This is a genomic window from Stenotrophomonas lacuserhaii (assembly GCF_039674585.1).
Taxonomy (GTDB): Bacteria; Pseudomonadota; Gammaproteobacteria; order Xanthomonadales; family Xanthomonadaceae; genus Stenotrophomonas; species Stenotrophomonas pennii_A.
On the sequence record NZ_JBDJNU010000013.1, the window covers coordinates 1 to 21099 of the forward strand.

The window sequence follows — 21099 nt, forward strand, 5'->3', positions numbered from 1 at the left end:
TATTTTCGCGCCGCTGCGGGGGGGGGGCGGGGGGGGGAGGCCATGCGGGGCACGCGCAAGTACGTCCATGTAGCTCTTCGCGGCTCCTGCCGCTCAAGGCCCCGCATAGCCTCCCCGCTCGACCCATGACAGGTTCCGGTGACCGCCACCCGCGTAAAAAAAAAGAAGAAAAGCGGTAGCGCCGCCCCATGGTCGGCGGAAACCATCAGATCCCATTCCCCCACCATCCGCCGACCATGGGTCGGCGTTACCGAAGGTTCCAGGGCCACCGCCAACCTGTCGAGGGCGGGGCGGGGTGGTTGTGAAGGACCGTCTTTTCGCATGGATGCGAAAAGCGAGCCTACAAGGACGTACTTGCGGCGTGTCCTGCACAACCACCCCGCCCCGCCAACAAGCAGCCCTGCAGCTTCTGACGTTGACATTGACGTCGCTCCGGCTTCGAAGCCCGGCCGCAGGCCAGACACACCCCACTACTTCAGTTTGATTTCGCGCAGGCGCTCTTCGAGGAAACCGTGGGCGGTGATCGGCTCCGGATACCGACTCGGATTTTCCGGGGTGATGCACGAGGGCAGCACGTCGATCAGGTAATCCGGGTTCGGATGCAGGAAGAACGGCACCGAATAACGCGGCTGGCGTGCCAGCTCGCCCGGCGGATTGACCACGCGATGGATCGTCGAGGGATACACGTGGTTGGTCAGGCGCTGCAGCATGTCGCCGATGTTGACCACGATGGTGTCGGCATCCGAAGTGAACGGCACCCACTTGCCATCATGCGACTGCACCTCCAGACCAGCGGCACTGGCGCCGACCAGCAGTGTGATGAAATTGATGTCGCCATGGGCGCCCGCACGCACGTTCGGAATGTCGTCGGTGGTGATCGGCGGGTAGTGGATCGGACGCAGGATCGAGTTGCCGTTGTTGGTCTTGTCGGCGAAGAAATCCTCCGGCAGGCCGATGTGCAGCGCCAAGGCCGACAGCACGCGCGAGCCCAGGTGGTCCAACGCCTGGTACAGCGCATAGCCGCGCTCACGGAACTCCGGCACTTCACTCGGCCACAGGTTCGGCGCCATCACATCGCGGTATTTGGAATCATCGGGAATCTCGCGCCCGATATGCCAGAACTCCTTCAGGTCGAAATGGCTGGAGCCCTTCGCCGTTTCCACGCCGAACTGGGTATAGCCGCGTGCGCCGCCACTGCCGGCCACGTGATAACGGCGCTTGACCTCTTCCGGAAGGGCGAAGAACGCCTTGAAGACGTCGTAGGCCGCGTCGATGTCGGCCTGCGGGATGCCATGGTTGCGGATGCCGGCGAAGCCCCACTGGCGGTAAGCGGCGCCCAGCTCGGCCACGAAGGCCTCGCGGTCGCTGTCGAAGCGGGTGATGTCGAGGGTGGGGATCTGGCTCACAACGGTACCTGGTTGGTCATGGGTCTGGACAGCGGCAGACGGCGCCTACGGGCCGCGTTCCGTGCCCACATTGTGACAGATCAGGCCAAGGCCCGGTGCCTCCCAGGCGGCCCCCGGCGCGCCACCACCGTGTCGCATCAGGCACGACGGGCCACGCGGAACACCCCACCGACCCGGCCGATGTCGTCCATGCATGTCGCCATAAACCCTGTTGATCCCAGGCCGGCGTTGCGCCGCTCAGTCGCGCGCATCTTCCGCGTCACGCTGGCCTCCCCACCCCGCTCACGTGCACCGGCCCCTTCCATGCAACGTCCCCTGCGCATTCTGCATACCGAAGCGGCGATGGGCCTGGGTGGCCAGGAGATCTACATCTTCCGCCACATGACCGCGATGCGGGCGCGCGGCCATGATGTCTCGCTGTTATGCCAGCCAGGCGCCCGCCTGGGAGCATTGGCGCAAGCCAATGGATTCATCGTGCACCGGCTGCGGATGGGCGGATTGGTCCGGCTGCTGCGGGGAATCGACCAGGTAGCCGCGCTGGTACGGTCGCATCGCTTCGACGTAGTGAACACGACCAGCCGCCGCGACGCCCTTATCGCCGCGGCCGGTGCGCGCCTGGCGCGCGCGCCGCTGGTGGTGCGCTCACGCCACCTGATGAGCCCGGTGAACTCGCTGTTGACCTACACCGGCCTGCCCCATCGCGTGCTGACCGTCAGCCGTTTCGTGAAGCAGCAGCTGGTCGCGCGGGGCATCCAGGCGGGGCACATCGGCGTGGTACCGCCCATCGCGATTCCACCGCAGTGGCATGGCGTGCGCGGACCGGATCCTTGGCAGTGCATGCAGGATACCCGCGCCCGGGTGCGGGCCGAGCTTGGATTCGACGCCGGTGATGTGGTGGTCGGCTGCGTCGCGGTGCTTCGTCGCCCGAAGGGCCACATGGACCTGCTGCACGCCATCGCGCCGCTCTGCCACGCCCGCCCCTCGCTTCATCTGGCGGTGATCGGAGAGGGCGAGCCGGTCATGACCGAACTGCGCACTGCCACCCAGCGGCTGGGGCTGCAGCGCCAGGTGCATCTGCTCGGCCACCGTTCCGATGCGCAGCGTCTGATGGCAGGACTGGACGTGTTCGCGCTTGCCACGCACAAAGAGGCGGCCGGCACCGTATTCCTGGAGGCCGCTTTCGTCGGCGTGCCCATCGTCGCCACGCGCGTTGGCGGCGTGCCGGAGATGGTGCGCGAGGGGGACAACGCGCTGCTGGTCGAGCCGGGTGATCCAGCCGCATTGACCACCGCGCTGCAACGCCTGGTCGAGCAGCCCGGGCTGCGCAGGCAGATGGGCCGTGCCGGCTGGGACTGGATGCGCAGCGACGACCGATTCAGCCCCGTCGGGCACTGCCGCGCGACGGAAGCCTGCTACTACCAATGGTTGGAGGAACTTGGACATGCGTAAGGCCCGCAGCGTGTCGGTGTTGATGCACCATCATGTCAGCCCTTCGCCGGGGATGATCACCGTGTCCCCGGCGAACTTCGAAAGCCAGATCGCATGGCTCGCCGACACCGGCTGGACATCGTTGACACTGGATCAGTACGCCGGCTTCCTGGCCGGCAAGCCGGTCCCGCGCAAGTCCATCGTCATCACCTTCGACGACGGCTATCTGGACAACTGGGTATACGCCCACCCGATCCTGCAGGCACATGGCATGCATGCCGTGGTCTTCGTCGTCACCGGCTGGATGGGCCAGGGACCGGTGCGTCCGCACGCGGGCCACTGCGGCGCATTGCTGCCCGCCACGCCGGACCATCGTGGATGCGAAGAGGCGATATTCCGCCACGGGCAGGCCGACCAGGTGATGATGCGCTGGGACGAGGCACGCGCGGCCATCGCCGCCGGCACCTTCGAACTGCATTGCCACACGCACTCGCACACGCGCTGGCTGCAGCGCGCTGACCTGGACCGCAGCCAGCGCAGAAGCGGGCTGGATGCCGATCTGGCAACAGCACGCCAGGTGCTGCAGCAGGAACTGGGCAGCGTCTCGGACACACTGTGCTGGCCCTACGGCGACTTCGACGCGGACCACGTGGAGATCGCGCGCGCGCACGGATTCCATTACCTGCATACAACGCACCCGTTCGGCCGCAACCGCATCGGGGGCGACGCCGGCCACATCTATCGCTTCGCCGTGCGCGACCGCCCGGCCTCGTGGCTGCGCAGGCGCATTGCCTGCAGCTACCTGCCGGCACTGGCCCCCCTGTTCAACGGCTTCAAGGCCCGTCGCAAGGGCCTGCCCGCCGGCCCCTGAGCGCCGTATACCGGCAGCGGCCATCGGCGGAGCGATACAAGCCGATACAATGCGCCCCCTCCACGACAGACGCCTGCGTGCCGCCCTCCCCTGCACGATGAACCCCTCGATGCCTGCACGCCCCCCTTTCCCCACCCCATCCCCGCGGTGGCAGCGCCTTGCATGGGCAAGCGTGATGACCGCCATGGGCACTGTGCTGGCGATCGGCATCAGCGCGACCAACATCCCGTGGACAGACAATCCCGGCGGAATGCTCGGCCGGCTGTACCTGGCCTTGGCCGTACCCGGTCATTTCCTTGCCTTCGGCGCGCTGGTGATGCTGCCGGCGCTGCTGGTCGGCCTGTGGACACGCAGCGCGCGGCCGCTCACGATCACGACGGTGGTCATGCAGGGCCTGTGGCTGTGCCTGCTGCTGGTGGATGCCAAGGTCTTTGCCCTGTATCGCTTCCACCTCAATGCGATGGTGCTGAACATGGTGTTCGGCGGTGCCATGCAGGATCAGGTCAGCCTGTCGTGGAGCAACTGGTTGCAGATCGCCGGGGTGGTCGCCGCCGTGTTCGCTGCCGAGGCGCTGCTGGCCTGGGCCTGCTGGCGCCTGCTGGCCCCGCGTCCACGTCGCGCCTGGGTGCTGGGCGGGTGGACGGCAGCGGCGCTGTTGATGGCCGCGGGCCAGATCGCCACCGCCTACTACGACGCACGCGGCGAGCGCGCGGTGGTCAGCCAGTGGGCCTACCTGCCATGGGCACAGCCGATCACCGCCAAGCGGCAGATGCGTGCGATGGGCGTGGCGGTGGCCGAACGCACCGCCACGCTGCCCGATCCGAGACTCAGTGAACCGGCCTACCCGACCGCCCCGCTGCGTTGCCAGAGCCACCAGCGGCCGAACGTGCTGGTGGTCGTGCTGGAGTCGCTGCGTGCCGACGCACTGGATCAGCGCACCATGCCCGGCACCTCGGCGCTGGCCCGGCGATCGCAGGTGTTCGAGCGCCATTACAGCACCGGCAACGCCACCCGTTTCGGCCTGTTCGGCCTGCTGTACGGCCTGCCTGGCGGCTACTGGCAGCCGATGCTGGCCGAGCAGCGCGGCTCGGTGCTGTTCGACGTGCTCAAGCAGCAGGGCTATGCGATGTACCTGCATGGCAGCGCGCCGCTGTACAGCCCGGAGTTCGACCGCACCGCCTTCGCCGAGGTGCGGGAGCTGCTGCAGACCGCACCGGCGGCCCTCAGCGTCGCCGAACGTGACCGCCACGTGGTCGACACGCTGCGCGCTGAAATCACCGCGACCCCGTCCGGCACGCCGTGGTTCGGCTTCGCCTTCCTCGACGCCACCCACGCGCCGTACCACCTGCCCAAGGGTTACCCGGCGCTGGACACGCCGATGGCCAAGGACATCAACTTCCTGGCGCTGGACCAGGACCACGATGCCACCCCGGAACGCAATCGCTACCGCACCGCCGTCCACTATGCCGACAGCCTGGTCAGCCAGTTGCTGCAGTCACTGCGCGAGGCCGGCGTGGAGGACAACACCATCGTGCTGGTCACCGGCGACCATGCCGAGGAATTCAACGACCTTGGCCTGAACTACTGGGGCCACAACGGCAATTTCTCCGACTTCCAACTGCAGGTGCCGTTCGTGCTGCACTGGCCGGGAAGGGCGGCATCGCGGCAGGCGCGCACCAGTTCGCATGAGGACTGGGTGCCCACGCTGATGCGGCATGCACTGGGTTGCGAAAACCCGCTGGAAGAGTTCAGCACCGGCCAGGACCTGCTTGCACCGGCAGCGTTGGCACCGCGTTCGCTGCTGGTGGAAAGCTGGTCGCAGCGCGGCATCCGCCGGGGGCCGGATACCTATGTGTTCGACAAGTTCGGCAACAGCACGGCGCTGGGGCCTGACTACCTGCCGCTGCCCGTGCAGCAGCCGGACAGCGCCGGCCTGCGCGAAGCCTGGGACGAACTGACCCGGTTCCGCCGGCGCTGAGGCAGGTCCTGCACACGCCGCGGGCGCCACCGTCGACCGGCGGCGCCGCGGAACCGGATCAGGCCGCGGCGGCGGCCTTCACTGCATCGGACAAACGATCCAGTGTTTCCTGCATCAGCGTGGCCTCGTCGGCCTCCACGGTCACCCGCACCACCGGTTCGGTGCCGGACGGGCGCAGGAACGCGCGGCCGCGGCCGGCCACTGCCTGCTGCGCCTGGACGAGCGCCTGCTGCACGCTTGCAGCCTGCACGGTGGCCTTGGCCGACACGTTGCCGAGCCGCACATTGACCGTCTTCTGCGGCACCCGGGACAGCGGCTGCAGGGCCTCACGCAGGCTCTGCCCGCTGCGGCGCAGTTCAACCAGCACCTGCAGCGCACTGACAATGGCATCGCCGGTGGTGGCGCGATCCAGGCACAGAAGATGGCCCGACGCTTCACCGCCGAGCACGCCGCCGCCTTCCACCAGCGCCTGGTGCACGTAGCGGTCGCCGACGTTGCTGCGCAGGAACGGAATCTGCAGCTTTTCCAGCGCCTGTTCCAACCCGAAGTTGGTCATCAGCGTGCCCACCACGGGACCGCGCAGGCGGCCACTGGCCTGCCAGGCGCGGGCCAGGATGAACAGCAGGTCATCGCCATCGACCGGGTTGCCCTGGTCGTCGGCCATCAGTACCCGGTCGCCATCCCCATCGAAGGCGATGCCCAGGTCGGCACCGGTTTCGCGCACCTTGGCGGCGAGGTTGTCGATGTGGGTCGAACCGACGCCGGCGTTGATGTTGACGCCATCCGGCGCTGCGCCGATGGCGATCACCTCCGCCCCCAGCTCGCGGAACAGCAGCGGTGCGATGTGGTACGTCGCGCCATGCGCGCAATCCAGCACCAGCCGTACCCCGCGCAGGTCGAAGTTGCGCGGCACGCTGGCCTTGCAGAATTCGATGTAGCGGCCGATCGCTTCGCGCGCGCGCATCGCCTTGCCCAGCTTTTCCGATTCGGCGGTGGTGAACGGCTCGTCGATGCCCGCCTCCAGCGCCAGTTCGGTGGCATCGTCCAGTTTCTCGCCCTGGGCGGAAAAGAACTTGATGCCGTTGTCATGGTGCGGGTTGTGCGAGGCGCTGATCACGATGCCGGCGTCCGCCCCCAACGTGCGGGTCAGGAAGGCCACGGCCGGCGTAGGCATCGGGCCCAGCAGCTGCACGTCTACGCCCGCAGCAACCAACCCCGCTTCCAGCGCGGCTTCGAACATGTAGCCGGAAATGCGCGTGTCCTTGCCGATCACCACGATCGGGCGACGGTTGCCCGCCGCCTGCTGGGCCACCAGCACGCGGCCGAACGCATTGCCAAGCCGCAGCACGAAGTCGGCCGAGATCACGCCCTGGCCGACCCGGCCGCGGATACCGTCGGTGCCGAAGTACTTCCGCGTCCCCATCAGCCCTCCGCCGGCACGGGTTCGCGGCGCAGCATCGCCAACAGCTCGGACAGGCGGTCACGCAGCTCGCGACGGTCGCAGATCTGGTCGATGGCGCCGTGTTCGAGCAGGAACTCCGAACGCTGGAAACCTTCCGGCAGCTTCTCGCGCACGGTCTGTTCGATCACGCGCGGGCCGGCGAAGCCGATCAGCGCCTGCGGCTCGGCGATGTTGATGTCACCGAGCATCGCGAACGATGCCGACACCCCACCGGTGGTGGGATGGGTCAGCACCGAAATATACGGCAGGCCGGCAGCGCGCAGCTTGCCCAGCGCCGCAGAGGTCTTGGCCATCTGCATCAACGAGAACAGGCCTTCCTGCATGCGCGCGCCGCCGCTGGCGGAGAAGCAGATGTAGGGTGCACCGATCTCAAGCGCGGTTTCCGCCGCCAGCGCGAAACGCTCGCCGACCACCGAGCCCATCGAGCCGCCCATGAAGGCGAAATCGAACGAAGACGCGACCAGCGGACGGCCCTTGAGCAGGCCGCGCATGGCGATCAGCGCATCGTACTCGCCGGTATTCTTCTGCGCGATCTTGATGCGCTCGGCGTACTTCTTCTGGTCCTTGAACTTCAGCAGATCGTTCGGACCCAGCCGCGCGGCGATCTCGGTCATGCTGTCGGCGTCGAACAGCGAAGCCAGCCGCGCACGCGCGCGGATCGCCATGTGGTGGCCGCAGTTGGGGCAGACTTCCAGGTTCTTTTCCAGCTCCGGGCCGTAGAGCGCGCTGCCGCAGCTGCTGCACTTCTCCCACAGGCCTTCGGGGACACTGCGCTTCTTGTTGGGGACGTTGTCGGTGCGGATGCCCGACGGCATCAACTTGCTGAGCCAACTCATGCGGGTTGCTACTTCCGTTCAGGGCGGCCCGAAGGCCGCAAAGGCCGACAGTCTAGCTCAGCCCTTCCCCACCCGTGCACCCCCTGAAACCGTGCCCCGGCGTACGTTTGCAGCAAAACCGCCGACCATGGGTCGGCGCTACCAAGGCCACCAGCAACCTGTCGAAGGTGGGGCGGGGTGGGGTGGGGGGGGGGGTGGGCGGCCATGGGGGGGGGCCAACAGGGCCCCCGGGGCGGGGGGTGGCGGGCCCCCCCCCCCCCCCCCCCCCCCCCCCCCCCCCCCCCCCGCCAGCCCTGCAGAAGCGTCAAGCATCAAGCGCCTGCCGCAGCGGCGCCAGGAACGCCCCCGCCGCCTGCACCGCTTCATCCACCGTGGTCGCCTGCGCCAACACCGACACCAACGCACTGCCCACCACCACGCCATCGGCCTGGCGCGCCATCGATGCCGCACTGGCCGCATCCTTGATCCCGAACCCGGCCACCACCGGCACGCTGGCGCGGTCGCGCAGTGCCTGCAGGCGGGCACCCGCCGCATCATGGTCGAGCAGGTCCGATGCGCCGGTCACACCGGCGAAACTCACGTAATACAGATAACCGCGCGCCAGGCCCAGCAGCGTATCGGCACGTGCATCGCTGGTGGTCGGCGAGGCCAGCAGCACCAGCGCCAGGCCCGCCGCGTCGAACGCTTCGTTGGCCTCCGCCGCTTCTTCCGGCGGCAGGTCCACCAGCAGGATCCCGTCCACGCCAGCGGCAACCGCCTCGGTGGCGAAGCGGACATAACCGTGGATCTCCACCGGGTTCAGGTAGCCCATCAGCACCACCGGCGTTTCCGTGTCGCGGCTGCGGAATCCGGCGACCGCCTGCAGCACGTAACGCAGCCCGGCCCCCCGCGCCAGCGCGCGCTCCGAACTGCGCTGGATGGTCGGACCATCGGCCATCGGATCGGAAAACGGCACGCCCAGTTCCAGCACATCCGCGCCGGACTCGACCAGCGCATGCATCACCGGCACGGTCGCCTCCAGCGACGGGTCGCCGGCGGTGATGAAGGGAATCAGCGCCTTGCGCTGCGCATCACGCAGCCGCTGGAAACGGGCATCAAGTCGGGATACAGGCATTTCAGGCACGTCCTTCAATCAATACAGGGGTGGCAGACATCACAGGATCAGGCCTTCGCGCGCGGCGATCGTGTGCACGTCCTTGTCGCCGCGGCCGGACAGGTTGCACAGCACCAGCTGGTCGCGCGGGCGCTCACGGGCCAGCTTGATCGCCTGCGCCAGCGCATGGCTGGACTCCAGTGCCGCCAGGATGCCCTCGGTACGCGACAGCAGGTGGAAGGCCTGCAGGGCCTCCTCATCGGTGATGCCCAGGTACGTGGCGCGGCCACTGTCGGCCAGGAACGCGTGCTCCGGCCCGACACCCGGGTAATCCAGGCCGGCGGACACCGAATGCGTTTCGATGATCTGGCCATCGTCATCGCACAGCACATAGGTGCGGTTGCCGTGCAGCACGCCGGGGCGCCCCGCCGCGATGGAGGCGGCATGGCGCCCGGTCTCGATGCCGTCACCGGCCGCTTCGGCGCCGAATATCTGCACCTCACGATCATTCAGGAACGCGTGGAACAGGCCGATGGCATTGCTGCCTCCGCCCACGCAGGCGGTGATCGCATCGGGCAGGCGGCCGTATTCCAGCAGCATCTGTTCGCGCGCTTCACGGCCGACGATGGCATTGAAATCACGCACCATGCGCGGATACGGATCGGGGCCGGCCACGGTGCCGATGATGTAGAAGGTGTCCTGCACGTTGGTGACCCAGTCGCGCATCGCTTCGTTGAGGGCATCCTTCAACGTCGCCGAACCCGACGTCACCGGCACCACGGTCGCGCCCAGCAGCTTCATCCGATAGACGTTGATCTTCTGCCGTTCGATGTCGGTGGCGCCCATGTACACCACGCATTCCAGGCCCAGGCGTGCGGCCACCGTCGCGCTGGCCACGCCGTGCTGGCCGGCGCCGGTCTCGGCGATGATGCGCTTCTTGCCCATCCGCGAGGCCAGCAGCGCCTGGCCGATGGTGTTGTTGATCTTGTGCGCGCCGGTGTGGTTGAGGTCCTCGCGCTTGAGCAGGATCTGCGCGCCGCCGACGTGGTCGCTGAGCCGCCGCGCATGGTAGATCGGGCTGGGACGGCCCACGTAATGGGCCAGGTCGTGGTCGTATTCGGCGATGAAAGCCGGGTCCTTGCGCGCCTGGTCGTAGGCCGCGGCAAGCTCCTGCAGCGGTCCGACCAGGGTTTCGGCGACGAAACTGCCGCCGTAACGCCCGAAGTGCCCGTTGGCATCGGGATAGGCATGGAAGTCAGGAATCGGGGGGAGCGACATGAGGGCAACCGGGTCGAACAGGTGGACCGCCACTCTAGCGCACGGGTTATGACGGGAATATCGATATTTCCGCCACGTCATGTCAGTATTTCTCACATGAAGACGCGCCCGCTCCCGCCCCTCAATGCCTTGCGCGCCTTTGAAGCGACGGCCCGGCTGGGTGGCGTGGGACGCGCAGCGCAGGCCCTGCATGTCACCCACGGCGCGATCAGCCGGCAGATCAAGCTGCTCGAAGCCGATCTTGGCCTGGCGCTGTTCGAGCGCGACGGGCGCGGCCTGCGCCTGACCGCCAGCGGACAGACCCTGCAGGCCGCCTGCAAGGATGCGTTTGAACGGCTGCACGCCGCGGTGGACCAGCTGCATCGCCCGGCCCTGCACGATGCCCTGGTGCTGGGCTGCAGCAGCAGCGTACTGGCGCGCTGGATGATCCCGCGACTGCCGCGGCTGCAGGCCGCCCTGCCCGCGCTCAACGTGCACTGGTCGGCGCTGGATGGCAGCTTCAGCGACGCCCAGGCACGGCTGGATGCGGTGCTGCTGCTGGCTGAACCGCCCTGGCCGAACGGCTGGGAGGTGATCGAACTGGCACCGGAACGGGTCGGCGCGGTGCTCTCCCCACAGCACCCGGCCGCGGCCCGCCTGCAGGGTCGGCCGGCGTCCGCGTTGCTGCCCGAGGAACTGCTGCATACCACCTCGCGGCCGCAGGCATGGCCGGCCTGGGCCGCTGCGCATGCACTGGACGCGCGTGCGCTAAGGCCGGGACAGGGCTTCGAACACCTGTACTACCTGCTGGAAGCGGCGGTGGCGGGATTGGGCGTGGCGATCGCGCCGGAGCCCCTGGTTGCCGACGACGTGGCACGCGGGCGACTGATCGCACCGTGGGGATTCACCGCCACCACCGGCGCCTGGGTGCTGGCGCGGCATGCCGCGCGCACGGATCCGCGTGTCGATGCGTTGGTGGCCTGGCTGAAGGCCGAACTTGCCGATCGGTGACCCGGCAGCGGCGGCATGCGTTCAGTCGAGACTGGCGCAGTCCGCGCGACGGACTTCTTCAACGAACTTGCGCATCAGGTAACCGTCCTTGATGCCCGGCTCGGATTCGATCCCGCTGGACACGTCCACGCCCCACGGCAGGGTCGCCACGGCCGCGTCGAAGATGTTTTCCGGGGTCAGCCCGCCGGCGAGCAGGAAGGGCCGGTGCAGGCCGCTGGGGATGCGCGTCCAGTCGAAGGCAACGCCGGTCCCGCCGCCGCCGCCGGGCGCATGGCTGTCGAACAGGAAGCCTGCCGCACTGGGGTAGCGCAGTTGCAGGGTGCGTGCGTTGACCTCTTCGCGGCCGCCCATCGCAACGGCCTTCAGGTAGGGCATGTTGAAGCCGCGGCAGAAACCCTCGTCTTCATCGCCATGGAACTGCAGCAGCGTTGGACGCACGGTGCGCAGCACTTCGCGCACTTCCTCGCGCGTGTTGTCACGGAACAGGGCCACCACATCGACCATCGGCGCGATCGCCTGGCGCATCGCACGCGCTTCGGCAGGTGCCACGCGGCGCTTGCTCTCGCGGGCGAAGATGAAGCCCACCGCATCCACGCCGAGCTCGCCGGCCAGGCGCACATCGCCGGCGCGGGTCATGCCACAGAACTTGATGCGGGTACGGTAATAGGAGCGGCTCATAGGGTGACCTCGGCAGGCAGTTGCCAGTTGTCGGGGTACAACGGGCCCAGGAACACCAGGCCCTGAGGGGGGGCAGTGGGCCCGGCAACGGTACGGTCCCGGCCGGCCAGCAGCTCACCGATCCATTCGACCGGACGCTCCCCGCTGCCCACCAGGATCAGCGAACCCACGATATTGCGAACCATGTGATGAAGGAATGCATTGGCCTGCACCGACACTTCGATCACCTCTTCGTTGCGCAGCACGCTGACCGACTGCATCTCGCGGCGCGCGTGCAACGCTTCGCACTGGATGCTGCGAAAGGCACTGAAATCATTCTCGCCCAGCAGTGCCTGCCCGGCCTGGTGCATCAGGCCGGCATCCAGCGGGCGCCGTTCCCAGCTGAGCGTCTGCCGCTGCAGCGCCGGGCGTATCGAACGGTTCAACAAGCGATAGCGGTAGCGCCGCGCGCGCGCGGAAAAGCGTGCATGGAAGTCATCCGCCACCGGTGTGCACCAGCGCACCGCAATCGACCTGGGCAGCCGTGCGGTGGTGCCCAGGGTCCAGCCGCGTGGATCGCGCACGGCATCGGTGTCGAAATGCACGACCTGGCACTGGCCATGAACGCCTGCATCGGTGCGGCCGGCGCAGACCACGCGCACCGGCGAATCGGCGACCGACGACAGCGCCTTTTCCAGGCTCGCCTGCACGCTCGGGCCGGCTTCGCCGAGGTTCTGCCAGCCCTTGTAATCGCTGCCGTCGTACTCCACGCCCAAGGCGTAACGCATGCTGCTACCTCTGAATCTGTGAAAAGACGCCAAGCCGGCCGCCGCTGCCGGCGTCAGCCGTCTGGATCGCGCTCGGACCATACCGCCAGCGCGTTGCCGCCAGGCTCGCGGAAGTGGAACCGGCTGCCTCCCGGAAACGAAAAGACCGGCTTGAGCAGCTCACCGCCGGCGGCGAGGATCGCCTCGATCACCGGCTGCAGCTGGTCGGCATACAGCACCACCAGGGGCGCGCCTGCGGTGTCGGTGGACACCGGTGCGGCACGATAGAAGCCGCCCTGCAGCCTCCCGTCGTCGAAGGCGGTGTAGTCCGGGCCGTATTCCTGGAACTGCCAGCCGAACACGGCCTGGAAGAACGCGCGACTCGCCGCCGGATCCTGCGAAGCGAATTCGATGTAGTCGATGCGACGGTCGCGTTGCATGGTCGATACTCCGTACAGCCCAAGGGTCAGCCGAGGCGCGCCAACAGTTCGCGCGCCTGCGCCTGCAGATGTGGATCATCGCTGCGGGCCACCTCTTCCAGCAGTGAGCGCGCAGTCTGCGCATCCCCCAGGTCCAGATAGGCGATGGCCAGTTCAAGGCGATCATGGCCACCGGCATGCGCTGGCGTACCAGCGACCGCGTCCGGGGCATGCGCCGCTGCATCGTCCGGCATCTCCGGCGCGGCCGGCGCATCGCCGGCGGGAAGCTCGAAGACGCCGCGGAAGGCGTCCTGCTGCTCGGCATGGCGGGCGTAGGCGGGCACCGGGTCAACCACCGGTCCGGGTTCCAGGAAGGGTTCCGCGGAAGCCTGCGCCGCGGTCGAAACGCTGGCCGGTGGTTCCGGATCGAAATGCACCGGCGCTTCGCCGGCAAAGTCGGTGTCGGCGCCGGCCTGCTCCCGAGGATCCTGCTCCCATCCCGCGCGCTCGGCCAGCACGTCCAGCCCGGCACCGGCCGGAACGGCGGCCGACAGCGCGCTGTCGTCGTGGTCGTCACGGCGCAGCGGCGGCAGGGGCGAGGGTTTGCGGCGACGCGACAGCCACCAGCCCACGGCCACCAGCAGCAGCAACGGCAGCGCCAGCCAGAACCAAGGGCCGCTGGACGCCTGCTGCGGGGCCTCTGCCAAGCGCGCCTGCGCGGCCGCGATCTCGGTGTCCTTCAGGCTGACCAGCGCCTGCTGCTGCGCTTTCAGCTTTTCCAGATCCGCGACGCGTTGCTTGAGTTCATCGATTTCGGCATCGCGCGTGGCGACGTCTTCCCTTGCCTGACGCAGTTGTTCGTTGCCGAGCATGTCACCCTCGTTGCCATCACCGGTGCCGGTGGTTGAGCCAGCCGTGGCAGCGGCAGCCGCCACCGCCGGAGCGATTTCAAGACGCGCGCCGGTGCTGCGGGGCGCCGCTGCGGCGGGAGCCGGCGTGGCGGCCGCAACGCTGGAATCGGCCGCTGCAGGCTGCGGAAGGGTGCGCGACTGCCGCCATTGCGCAGCATGCTCCCGCACCATCGCTGCCGCCTCGCTGCCATCAACGGCAGCCAGCGAGGCCGCATCGGGCACGCGCAGTACCGCACCCTGCTTGAGCAGGTTGATGTTGCCGCGGATGAAGGCTTCCGGATTGGCCCGCAGCAGGGCGATCATCGCCCGTTCGCGGCTGACCTGCTGGCCGACGGCCAGCGTCTGGGCGATCTGCGAAAGGGTCTGCCCCTGCCGCACCGCGATATCACCGGTGGCACCGGTCGCCGGCGCGCGTGGTGCAGCCGTGCTGGCGGTGCGCGCCGCAGGTGCAGGCGCAGGGGCAGCGGCTGCAGTCGACGTTTCGGGCGGCACCGGCACGGCCTGCGGCTCACGGATGATCGCATTGGACATCGCGCCGGCCGGCGCCTCGATCTCCGGCTCGCTCAGTGCAACCGCGCTGGTGGGTGCATCCATCAGCGCCGAATACTCGCGCACCAGCCTGCCCTGGCCCCAGTCGGCTTCGATCAGGAACGCCAGCGCGGGGGTTTCCACCGGCGAGGCCGAGGTGACGCGCACCACCGCCCGTCCCTGTGCGGTACGGGTGAGTTCGAACTGCAGTTCACTGACCAGGCCCGTCGGGCGCTGCAGGCCCACCCGTTCGAACGTCACCGGCGAAGCCAGCCCGACCCGCAGGTTCTGCAGTTCGGCCGGATCGGCGGAAATGATCGGAATTTCAGCCACCAGCGGCTGCCCGGGACGGGACAGCACACGGATGTCACCCAGCCCCAGCGCCATCGCCGAGCTGCTGGCGAGCGCCAGCAGGAGGGTGGAAAGATACTTGAGCGGTCGCATGACGCCGCGGGCCCCGTTGTTCATGGCGGCCAATATAACGGCTGGCCGCCACAAAGTGGGGGTCGTGGCCGGCACGCCCCCCCCCCCGCCCTTCTCAACGCGGTTCGGCGGCGACCAGCTCGGCCAACTGCACCGCATTGAGTGCAGCGCCCTTGCGGATGTTGTCCGAGACGATCCACAGGTTCAGGCCGCGCGGGTGCGAAAGGTCTTCGCGGATGCGGCCGACGTACACCGCATCGGTACCGGATGCATGGGTGACCGGGGTCGGGTAGCCGCCCGCTTCGTGGCGATCCACCACGTCCACGCCCGGCGACTGCGAAAGCAGTTCACGCGCCTCGGCGGCGGTGACCTTGTCGCGGGTTTCGATCGCCACCGCTTCGGAGTGGCCGTAGAACACCGGCACGCGCACCGCCGTGGGATTCACCAGGATGCTGCTGTCGCCGAGGATCTTCTGGGTTTCCCAGACCAGCTTCATTTCTTCCTTGGTGAAGCCGTTGTCCAGGAAGTCGTCGATGTGCGGGATCAGGTTGAAGGCGATCTGCACCGGGAAACGCTGCGGGTCGATTTCCTGGAAGCTGAGCAGCTGGCCGGTCTGCTTGCCCAGCTCTTCCAGCGCCGAACGCCCGCCGCCGGACACCGACTGGTAAGTGGCCACGTTGATCCGCTCGATGCCGTAACGGCGATGCAGCGGCGCCAGTGCCACCAGCATCTGCATGGTGGAGCAGTTGGGGTTGGCGATGATGCCGCGCGGACGGTTGGCGACCTGGTCCGGATTGACTTCCGACACCACCAGCGGCACGTCGTCGTCGTAGCGGAACGCCGACGAATTGTCGATCACCACCGCACCGGCGGCGGCGAACTTCGGCGCGTACTCCTTGGACACGCTGCCACCGGCGGAGAACAACGCGATGTCCACGCCGGTCGGATCGAAGTCGGCGAGGTCCTTGATGATGTGCTTCTGGCCGTTGAACTCGACTTCACCACCGGCCGAGCGCGAGGAGGCGAGCAGGGTCAGCGTGCCGACCGGGAAGTCGCGCTCGGCCAGGATCGACAGCATGGTTTCGCCGACCGCACCGGTGGCGCCGACGACGGCGACATGGAAGGAACGTTGTTCGGTACTCATGTGGAAATTCTCAAAAAAAGTAGGGGATTCACGCAATGCGGCCGGGTTCGGGGAACCTCCTCGTGCAGGCGCGGAGGCTCCCTATCGTTTTTTGCTTTTATCGCCCGAAGCAGCGCGCGCGGCCAGCGCCGCGTCGGCATTGATCGCGCTTGGCATGCGCGTCGCTTCACCGGCCACGCCCAGCGCGGCCAGCAGGTTGTCCGCCGCCAGCTGCACCATCGCCTTGCGCGTGCCCAGCGAGGCGCTGCCGATATGCGGGGTCAGCACCACGTTGCGCAGCGCCAGCAGCTCCGGGCGCACCTGCGGCTCGCCTTCGTAGACGTCCAGCCCGGCCGCTGCCAGCCGGCCGTGGGCCAGTGCATCGGCCAGCGCCAGCTCGTCGACGATTCCGCCGCGGGCGATGTTCACCAGCGTGGCGGTGGGCTTCATCTTCGCCAGCGCGGTCGCGTCGATCAGATGGTGCGAGGCGGTCGTGTACGGCAGCACCAGCACCAGGTGGTCACTCTGCGCCAGCAGGTCATCCAGCTCGGCGTACTGCGCGCCCACGTCCGCTTCGGTCGCAGCCGGAAGCCGCGAGCGGTTGTGGTAAAGCACGCGCATGCCGAAGCCGTGCGCACCGCGGCGGGCGATGCCCTGGCCGATGCGGCCCATGCCCAGGATACCCAGCGTGCTGCCATGGATGTCCGCGCCCAGCATGGTCTGGAACGACCACTGGCCCCACTGGCCGTCGCGCAGCCAGCGTTCGGATTCGGTGATCCGGCGCGCGGCGGCCATCAACAGGGCAAAGCCCATGTCCGCGGTGGTCTCGGTCAGTACGTCCGGGGTGTTGCTGGCCAGGATGCCGGCCGCGCTCAGCGCATCGACATCCAGGTTGTTGTAGCCCACGCCGACATTGGCGATCACCTGCAGGCGATCGGCCGCGGCCAGCTGGGCCGCGCCGATACGCTCGTTGAGGGTGATGATGGCACCGTCGACGCCCGCCAGCCGCTCTGCCAGCTGGTCCGGCGTCCACGCGGTCACCGCGTCGGTGGTGATCAGTTCGACCTGCGCACGCAGCGGCTCGATCACCGCATCGATGAGCGGCTGGCTGACCCAGACGACGGGGCGCGCATCAGCCATCGATGTGGCCCGGGATGCGCGGGGTGATGCTGCCGACATCGCCGCACTGCGCACGGTGGCGCAGCGCCTGGTCCATCAGCACCAGCGCCATCATCGCCTCGGCGATCGGTGCCGCGCGGATGCCCACGCACGGGTCGTGCCGGCCGGTGGTGACTACTTCGATCACCTTGCCTTCGCTGTCCAGCGAGGCGCCGGGAAGACGCAGGCTGGAGGTGGGCTTGAGCACGATCGAGGCGGTGACCGGCTGCCCGGTGGAAATGCCGCCGAGGATGCCGCCGGCATGGTTGCTGGCAAATCCCTGCGGGGTCAGCAGGTCACGGTGCTCGGTGCCCTTCTGCGCGGCGCTGGCAAAGCCGTCGCCGATCTCCACGCCCTTTACCGCGTTGATGCTCATCAGCGCCGACGCCAGCTCGCCATCCAGCTTGCCGTAGATCGGTTCGCCCCAGCCCGGGGGTACGTTGTCGGCCACCACGTCCACGCGCGCACCGACCGAATCGCCGGACTTGCGCAGCGCATCCATGTAGGCCTCCAGCTCCGGCACCTGCGCGGCGTCGGGCCAGAAGAACGGATTGTCTTCCACCGCCGACCAGTCGAAAGCACGCGGGGTGATCCCGCCCAGCTGGGACAGGTAGCCGCGCACGGTCACCCCGAAGCGCTCGGCCAGCCACTTCTTGGCGACCACGCCGGCCGCCACGCGCATGGTGGTTTCGCGTGCCGACGAGCGGCCGCCACCGCGTGGATCGCGGATGCCGTACTTGTGCCAGTAGCTGTAGTCGGCATGGCCGGGGCGGAACTGCTGGCCGATGTTGGCGTAATCCTTGCTGCGCTGGTCGGTATTGCGGATCAGCACCGCGATCGGGGTGCCGGTGGTCAACCCCTCGTACACGCCTGACAGGATCTCCACCTCATCGGCCTCGCGGCGCGCGGAGGTATGCCGGCTCTTGCCGGTGGCGCGTCGCTGCAGGTCGTGGGCGAATTCGGCCGCATCCAGCGCCAACCCCGGCGGGCAGCCGTCGATCACGCAGCCGATGGCCGGACCGTGCGACTCGCCGAAGGTGGTGACGGTGAACAGCTTGCCGAACGAATTGGAACTCACGGCCGCTGTGCCGCCAGTTCGGTGATGCGTGCACTGTGGGCGATCAGTTCACGGCATTCCACCGCGAAGATGCCCATCTGGCCGACCTTGAACTCGACCCAGGCGAAGTCCACCTCCGGCAGCAGTTTGACCAGGTGCTGTTCGGATTCGCCCACTTCGCAGATCAGCAGGCCGTCTTCGCTCAGGTGCAGCGGCGCATCGCGCAGGATCTTCAACACCAGGTCCAGGCCGTCGTCGCCCGCGCGCAGGCCCATTTCAGGCTCGTAGGAGTACTCCTGCGGGAGTGCGTCGGTTTCGTCGTTGGTCACATACGGCGGATTGGTGACGATCAGGTCGTAATGACGTCCGGCCAGGCCGGTGAACAGGTCCGACTTCAGCAGGGTCACGTTGTGCGCCTGCAGGCGGTCCTTGTTCTCATGCGCCAGCGACAGGGCATCATCGCTCAGGTCCACGCCGTCCACTTCCCAGTTCGGGTAGTAATGGCCCATGGCGATGGCGATGCAGCCCGAACCGGTGCACAGGTCCAGCGCGCGGTCCACGTGGCGGCCAGCCAGCCACGGCTCGAAACCGGTTTCGATCAGCTCGGCGATCGGCGAACGCGGGACCAGCGCACGGCTGTCGCTCTTGAAGCTCAGCCCGGCAAACCACGCCTCGCCGGTCAGGTAGGCGGCCGGCACGCGCTCGTCGATACGACGCTCGAACAGCGCCAGCACTTCCTGCTTTTCCGACTGCAGCAGGCGCGCCTGCCCGTACGCCGGACCGAGGTCGTGCGGCAGGTGCAGGCCATGCAGCACCAGCTGGGTCGCTTCATCCAGCGCGTTGTCGTAGCTGTGCCCGAAGGTCAGGCCCGCGGCGTTGAAACGGCTGGTGCCGTAGCGGATCAGGTCGATGATCGTATGGAGTTCGGCGGCCGGTTCGGCGGTCATGGCGGTACGACGGGTAGATTGGCCCCCGATTATAGGGTCTGGCGCCTGCCTCGGCATCCGTTGCAGGGGAAACCGCCACCCCGCTGCCGGTATGATGGGGGTCGATCCCTCGGCAGCGCAGGCCCTCATGTTCAATCGCAACGTCGGCATCATCCTGCTGATCGCCCTGGCCGCGGGCCTGGGCCTGCTGGCCGCGCAGAAGGTATTCGCGCCGAAGGCGCCCACCGGCCAGCCCGCCACCGAAGCGATCACCTTCTATCCCCAGACGCGACCGCTGCCGGACTTCAACCTGGCCCAGTCCGACGGCACCCGCCTCATCCCCGGCGAGCTGAAGGGACACTGGACCCTGGTGTTCCTGGGCTTCACCTTCTGCCCGGATGTCTGCCCCACCACCCTGCTGGAACTGGCGGAGGCGCAGAAACAATGGGAGACGGTGCCTGAGACCCTGCGCCCGCGCGTGCTGTTCGTGTCGGTCGACCCGGAGCGCGACAGCGCCACCCGGCTCGGCGAATACATCCACGCCTTCCACAAGGACACCCTGGCCGCCACCGGCGACGTGCCGTCGCTGGAAAAATTCGCGACCTCGCTGGGCCTGGTGTTCCAGAAGGTGCCCGGCAGGACCTTCGACGAGAACCCCGAGGACTACACCATGGAACACTCGGCCACTCTCGCCGTGCTGGATGCCGAAGGCCGGCTGGCCGGCATCGTCCGTCCCCCGTTCAATGCGCCGGCCATCGCCCGCGACCTGCAGAAGCTGACCGAGAAATCCGCCCTATGAGCCTGATGACCACCCTGAGCTACGCCCTGCCCCACCGTCTGTTGTCCTCGATGGCGCGTGCGCTGGCGTACTCGGACAACCCGCGCGTAGCGCAGTGGCTGATCGACACCGTCACCACGAAGTTCGGGGTGGACCTGGGCGAGGCCGCCGACCCGGACCCGCGCAGCTACAGGACGTTCAACCAGTTCTTCACCCGGGCGTTGAAACCCGGCGCACGCGTGGCCGACGCCGATCCACGCACCCTGGTGATGCCCGCGGACGGCCGCATCAGCCAGCTTGGCCGCATCGAGAACGGCAGCATTTTCCAGGCCAAGGGCCAGTCGTTCACCGCCGCCGAACTGCTCGGCAGCGCCGAGGATGCGAAGCCGTTCAATGACGGCCTGTTCGCCACGGTGTACCTGTCGCCGAAGGACTACCACCGCGTGCACATGCCGTGGACCGGCACCCTGCGCGAAACCGTGCACGTGCCGGGCCGATTGTTCAGCGTGGGCCCGGCGGCGGTGAACAAGGTGCCCGGGTTGTTCGCCCGCAACGAGCGGCTGGTCTGCCATTTCGACACCAGTTTCGGTCCAATGGTCAGCGTGATGGTCGGCGCGCTGCTGGTGTCCGGCGTGGAGACCGTCTGGAGCGGCGAGGAGATCCCGCACTACGGTGATCGGATCACGCGCAAGGATTACCGCGGCCAGGGCATCACGCTGGAACGCTTCGCGGAGATGGCGCGTTTCAACTATGGCTCCACGGTGATCGTGCTGCTGCCGCCCGGCGTGGCCGATTTCGCCCCGCACCTGGATGCCGAACACGCGGTGCAGCTGGGGCAGGCGCTGGCCACGCTGCGCTGATCCGGGTCGTCTGCCGCTGCCGCTTCGGTAGCGCCGGGCCATGCCCGGCGAGCGCAGCGGCAAGCAGCAGCGTGACGACCAACGGTCGTCACCCACCCAATGCAGGAGCTGACGGCCAACGGCCGTCACTACCGGGGACCAGGCAGGTAG

The 21099-nt window shown here is 68.0% G+C and carries 19 protein-coding genes; 6 read left to right on the forward strand and 13 right to left on the reverse strand.

Annotated features, from left to right (window positions below):
- Nucleotides 1–470: 470 nt before the first annotated feature.
- Nucleotides 471–1406 carry an isopenicillin N synthase family dioxygenase gene (locus ABE522_RS07225; protein ID WP_346591104.1) on the reverse strand — a complete coding sequence of 312 codons (936 nt, stop codon included), beginning with the start codon at nt 1404–1406 and terminating at the stop codon, nt 471–473.
- A 303-nt stretch (nt 1407–1709) separates the two neighbouring features.
- Between ABE522_RS07225 and ABE522_RS07230 the strand changes: the two genes are divergently transcribed.
- From ABE522_RS07230 to ABE522_RS07240, 3 genes are all read left to right on the forward strand, one after another.
- Nucleotides 1710–2855: a glycosyltransferase family 4 protein gene (locus tag ABE522_RS07230; RefSeq protein WP_346591105.1), complete on the forward strand. Its 1146-nt coding sequence runs from the start codon at nt 1710–1712 to the stop codon at nt 2853–2855.
- Nucleotides 2848–3705, forward strand: a complete 858-nt coding sequence (locus ABE522_RS07235) for a polysaccharide deacetylase family protein (RefSeq protein ID WP_346591106.1) — start codon at nt 2848–2850, stop codon at nt 3703–3705. Before ABE522_RS07230 ends, ABE522_RS07235 begins: the two co-directional genes overlap by 8 nt.
- Nucleotides 3706–3802: 97 nt before the next feature.
- On the forward strand, nt 3803–5683 hold the full coding sequence (locus tag ABE522_RS07240; protein ID WP_346591107.1) for a DUF3413 domain-containing protein: 1881 nt from the start codon (nt 3803–3805) through the stop codon (nt 5681–5683).
- Nucleotides 5684–5741: 58 nt separating this feature from the next.
- On the opposite strand, the gene glmM is transcribed toward ABE522_RS07240, so the two are convergent.
- From glmM to trpB, 4 genes are all read right to left on the reverse strand, one after another.
- Nucleotides 5742–7106 (reverse strand): phosphoglucosamine mutase, encoded by a 1365-nt coding sequence (gene glmM / locus ABE522_RS07245; protein ID WP_346591108.1) that lies wholly within the window; start codon nt 7104–7106, stop codon nt 5742–5744.
- Nucleotides 7106–7981: an acetyl-CoA carboxylase, carboxyltransferase subunit beta gene (gene accD / locus ABE522_RS07250; RefSeq protein WP_346591109.1), complete on the reverse strand. Its 876-nt coding sequence runs from the start codon at nt 7979–7981 to the stop codon at nt 7106–7108. The genes glmM and accD overlap by 1 nt, the downstream gene beginning before the upstream one ends.
- 304 nt (nt 7982–8285) lie before the next feature.
- Entirely contained in the window at nt 8286–9095 is an 810-nt protein-coding gene (gene trpA / locus ABE522_RS07255; protein WP_346591110.1) for a tryptophan synthase subunit alpha, read from the reverse strand.
- Between the two features lie 39 nt (nt 9096–9134).
- Complete coding sequence (gene trpB, locus ABE522_RS07260) at nt 9135–10352, reverse strand: tryptophan synthase subunit beta (protein ID WP_057687222.1); 1218 nt, start codon at nt 10350–10352, stop codon at nt 9135–9137.
- A 96-nt stretch (nt 10353–10448) separates the two neighbouring features.
- Between trpB and ABE522_RS07265 the strand changes: the two genes are divergently transcribed.
- On the forward strand, nt 10449–11342 hold the full coding sequence (locus ABE522_RS07265; protein ID WP_346591111.1) for a LysR family transcriptional regulator: 894 nt from the start codon (nt 10449–10451) through the stop codon (nt 11340–11342).
- Nucleotides 11343–11363: 21 nt separating this feature from the next.
- On the opposite strand, the gene ABE522_RS07270 is transcribed toward ABE522_RS07265, so the two are convergent.
- From ABE522_RS07270 to prmB, 8 genes are all read right to left on the reverse strand, one after another.
- Nucleotides 11364–12020 (reverse strand): phosphoribosylanthranilate isomerase, encoded by a 657-nt coding sequence (locus ABE522_RS07270; RefSeq protein ID WP_346591112.1) that lies wholly within the window; start codon nt 12018–12020, stop codon nt 11364–11366.
- Complete coding sequence (truA, locus tag ABE522_RS07275) at nt 12017–12787, reverse strand: tRNA pseudouridine(38-40) synthase TruA (RefSeq protein ID WP_346591113.1); 771 nt, start codon at nt 12785–12787, stop codon at nt 12017–12019. The genes ABE522_RS07270 and truA overlap by 4 nt, the downstream gene beginning before the upstream one ends.
- A 53-nt stretch (nt 12788–12840) precedes the next feature.
- Nucleotides 12841–13206 (reverse strand): VOC family protein, encoded by a 366-nt coding sequence (locus ABE522_RS07280; RefSeq protein ID WP_346591114.1) that lies wholly within the window; start codon nt 13204–13206, stop codon nt 12841–12843.
- 26 nt (nt 13207–13232) lie between these two features.
- Complete coding sequence (locus tag ABE522_RS07285) at nt 13233–15092, reverse strand: type IV pilus assembly protein FimV (protein ID WP_346591115.1); 1860 nt, start codon at nt 15090–15092, stop codon at nt 13233–13235.
- A 70-nt stretch (nt 15093–15162) separates the two neighbouring features.
- The gene (locus ABE522_RS07290; protein ID WP_346591116.1) at nt 15163–16191 is read right to left on the reverse strand and encodes an aspartate-semialdehyde dehydrogenase; all 1029 of its coding nucleotides are present in this window, start codon (nt 16189–16191) and stop codon (nt 15163–15165) included.
- 81 nt (nt 16192–16272) lie between these two features.
- Entirely contained in the window at nt 16273–17310 is a 1038-nt protein-coding gene (locus ABE522_RS07295) for a 2-hydroxyacid dehydrogenase (RefSeq protein ID WP_346591117.1), read from the reverse strand.
- Nucleotides 17303–18406, reverse strand: a complete 1104-nt coding sequence (gene aroC / locus ABE522_RS07300) for a chorismate synthase (protein ID WP_346591118.1) — start codon at nt 18404–18406, stop codon at nt 17303–17305. Before aroC ends, ABE522_RS07295 begins: the two co-directional genes overlap by 8 nt.
- Entirely contained in the window at nt 18403–19332 is a 930-nt protein-coding gene (gene prmB, locus ABE522_RS07305; RefSeq protein ID WP_101100713.1) for a 50S ribosomal protein L3 N(5)-glutamine methyltransferase, read from the reverse strand. Before prmB ends, aroC begins: the two co-directional genes overlap by 4 nt.
- A gap of 127 nt (nt 19333–19459) precedes the next feature.
- Between prmB and ABE522_RS07310 the strand changes: the two genes are divergently transcribed.
- The gene (locus ABE522_RS07310) at nt 19460–20110 is read left to right on the forward strand and encodes an SCO family protein (protein WP_346591119.1); all 651 of its coding nucleotides are present in this window, start codon (nt 19460–19462) and stop codon (nt 20108–20110) included.
- Nucleotides 20107–20949, forward strand: a complete 843-nt coding sequence (asd, locus tag ABE522_RS07315; protein WP_346591120.1) for an archaetidylserine decarboxylase — start codon at nt 20107–20109, stop codon at nt 20947–20949. Before ABE522_RS07310 ends, asd begins: the two co-directional genes overlap by 4 nt.
- Nucleotides 20950–21099 lie beyond the last annotated feature (150 nt).

Bases quoted from the DNA above. Each gene is read 5' to 3' on its own strand.
- ABE522_RS07230 (WP_346591105.1), top strand. From the start codon at position 1,710: ATGCAACGTCCCCTGCGCATTCTGCATACCGAAGCGGCGATGGGCCTG.
- ABE522_RS07235 (WP_346591106.1), top strand. From the start codon at position 2,848: ATGCGTAAGGCCCGCAGCGTGTCGGTGTTGATGCACCATCATGTCAGC.
- ABE522_RS07240 (WP_346591107.1), top strand. From the start codon at position 3,803: ATGAACCCCTCGATGCCTGCACGCCCCCCTTTCCCCACCCCATCCCCG.
- glmM (WP_346591108.1), bottom strand. From the start codon at position 7,106: ATGGGGACGCGGAAGTACTTCGGCACCGACGGTATCCGCGGCCGGGTC.
- accD (WP_346591109.1), bottom strand. From the start codon at position 7,981: ATGAGTTGGCTCAGCAAGTTGATGCCGTCGGGCATCCGCACCGACAAC.
- trpA (WP_346591110.1), bottom strand. From the start codon at position 9,095: ATGCCTGTATCCCGACTTGATGCCCGTTTCCAGCGGCTGCGTGATGCG.
- trpB (WP_057687222.1), bottom strand. From the start codon at position 10,352: ATGTCGCTCCCCCCGATTCCTGACTTCCATGCCTATCCCGATGCCAAC.
- ABE522_RS07265 (WP_346591111.1), top strand. From the start codon at position 10,449: ATGAAGACGCGCCCGCTCCCGCCCCTCAATGCCTTGCGCGCCTTTGAA.
- ABE522_RS07270 (WP_346591112.1), bottom strand. From the start codon at position 12,020: ATGAGCCGCTCCTATTACCGTACCCGCATCAAGTTCTGTGGCATGACC.
- truA (WP_346591113.1), bottom strand. From the start codon at position 12,787: ATGCGTTACGCCTTGGGCGTGGAGTACGACGGCAGCGATTACAAGGGC.
- ABE522_RS07280 (WP_346591114.1), bottom strand. From the start codon at position 13,206: ATGCAACGCGACCGTCGCATCGACTACATCGAATTCGCTTCGCAGGAT.
- ABE522_RS07285 (WP_346591115.1), bottom strand. From the start codon at position 15,092: ATGAACAACGGGGCCCGCGGCGTCATGCGACCGCTCAAGTATCTTTCC.
- ABE522_RS07290 (WP_346591116.1), bottom strand. From the start codon at position 16,191: ATGAGTACCGAACAACGTTCCTTCCATGTCGCCGTCGTCGGCGCCACC.
- ABE522_RS07295 (WP_346591117.1), bottom strand. From the start codon at position 17,310: ATGGCTGATGCGCGCCCCGTCGTCTGGGTCAGCCAGCCGCTCATCGAT.
- prmB (WP_101100713.1), bottom strand. From the start codon at position 19,332: ATGACCGCCGAACCGGCCGCCGAACTCCATACGATCATCGACCTGATC.
- ABE522_RS07310 (WP_346591119.1), top strand. From the start codon at position 19,460: ATGTTCAATCGCAACGTCGGCATCATCCTGCTGATCGCCCTGGCCGCG.
- asd (WP_346591120.1), top strand. From the start codon at position 20,107: ATGAGCCTGATGACCACCCTGAGCTACGCCCTGCCCCACCGTCTGTTG.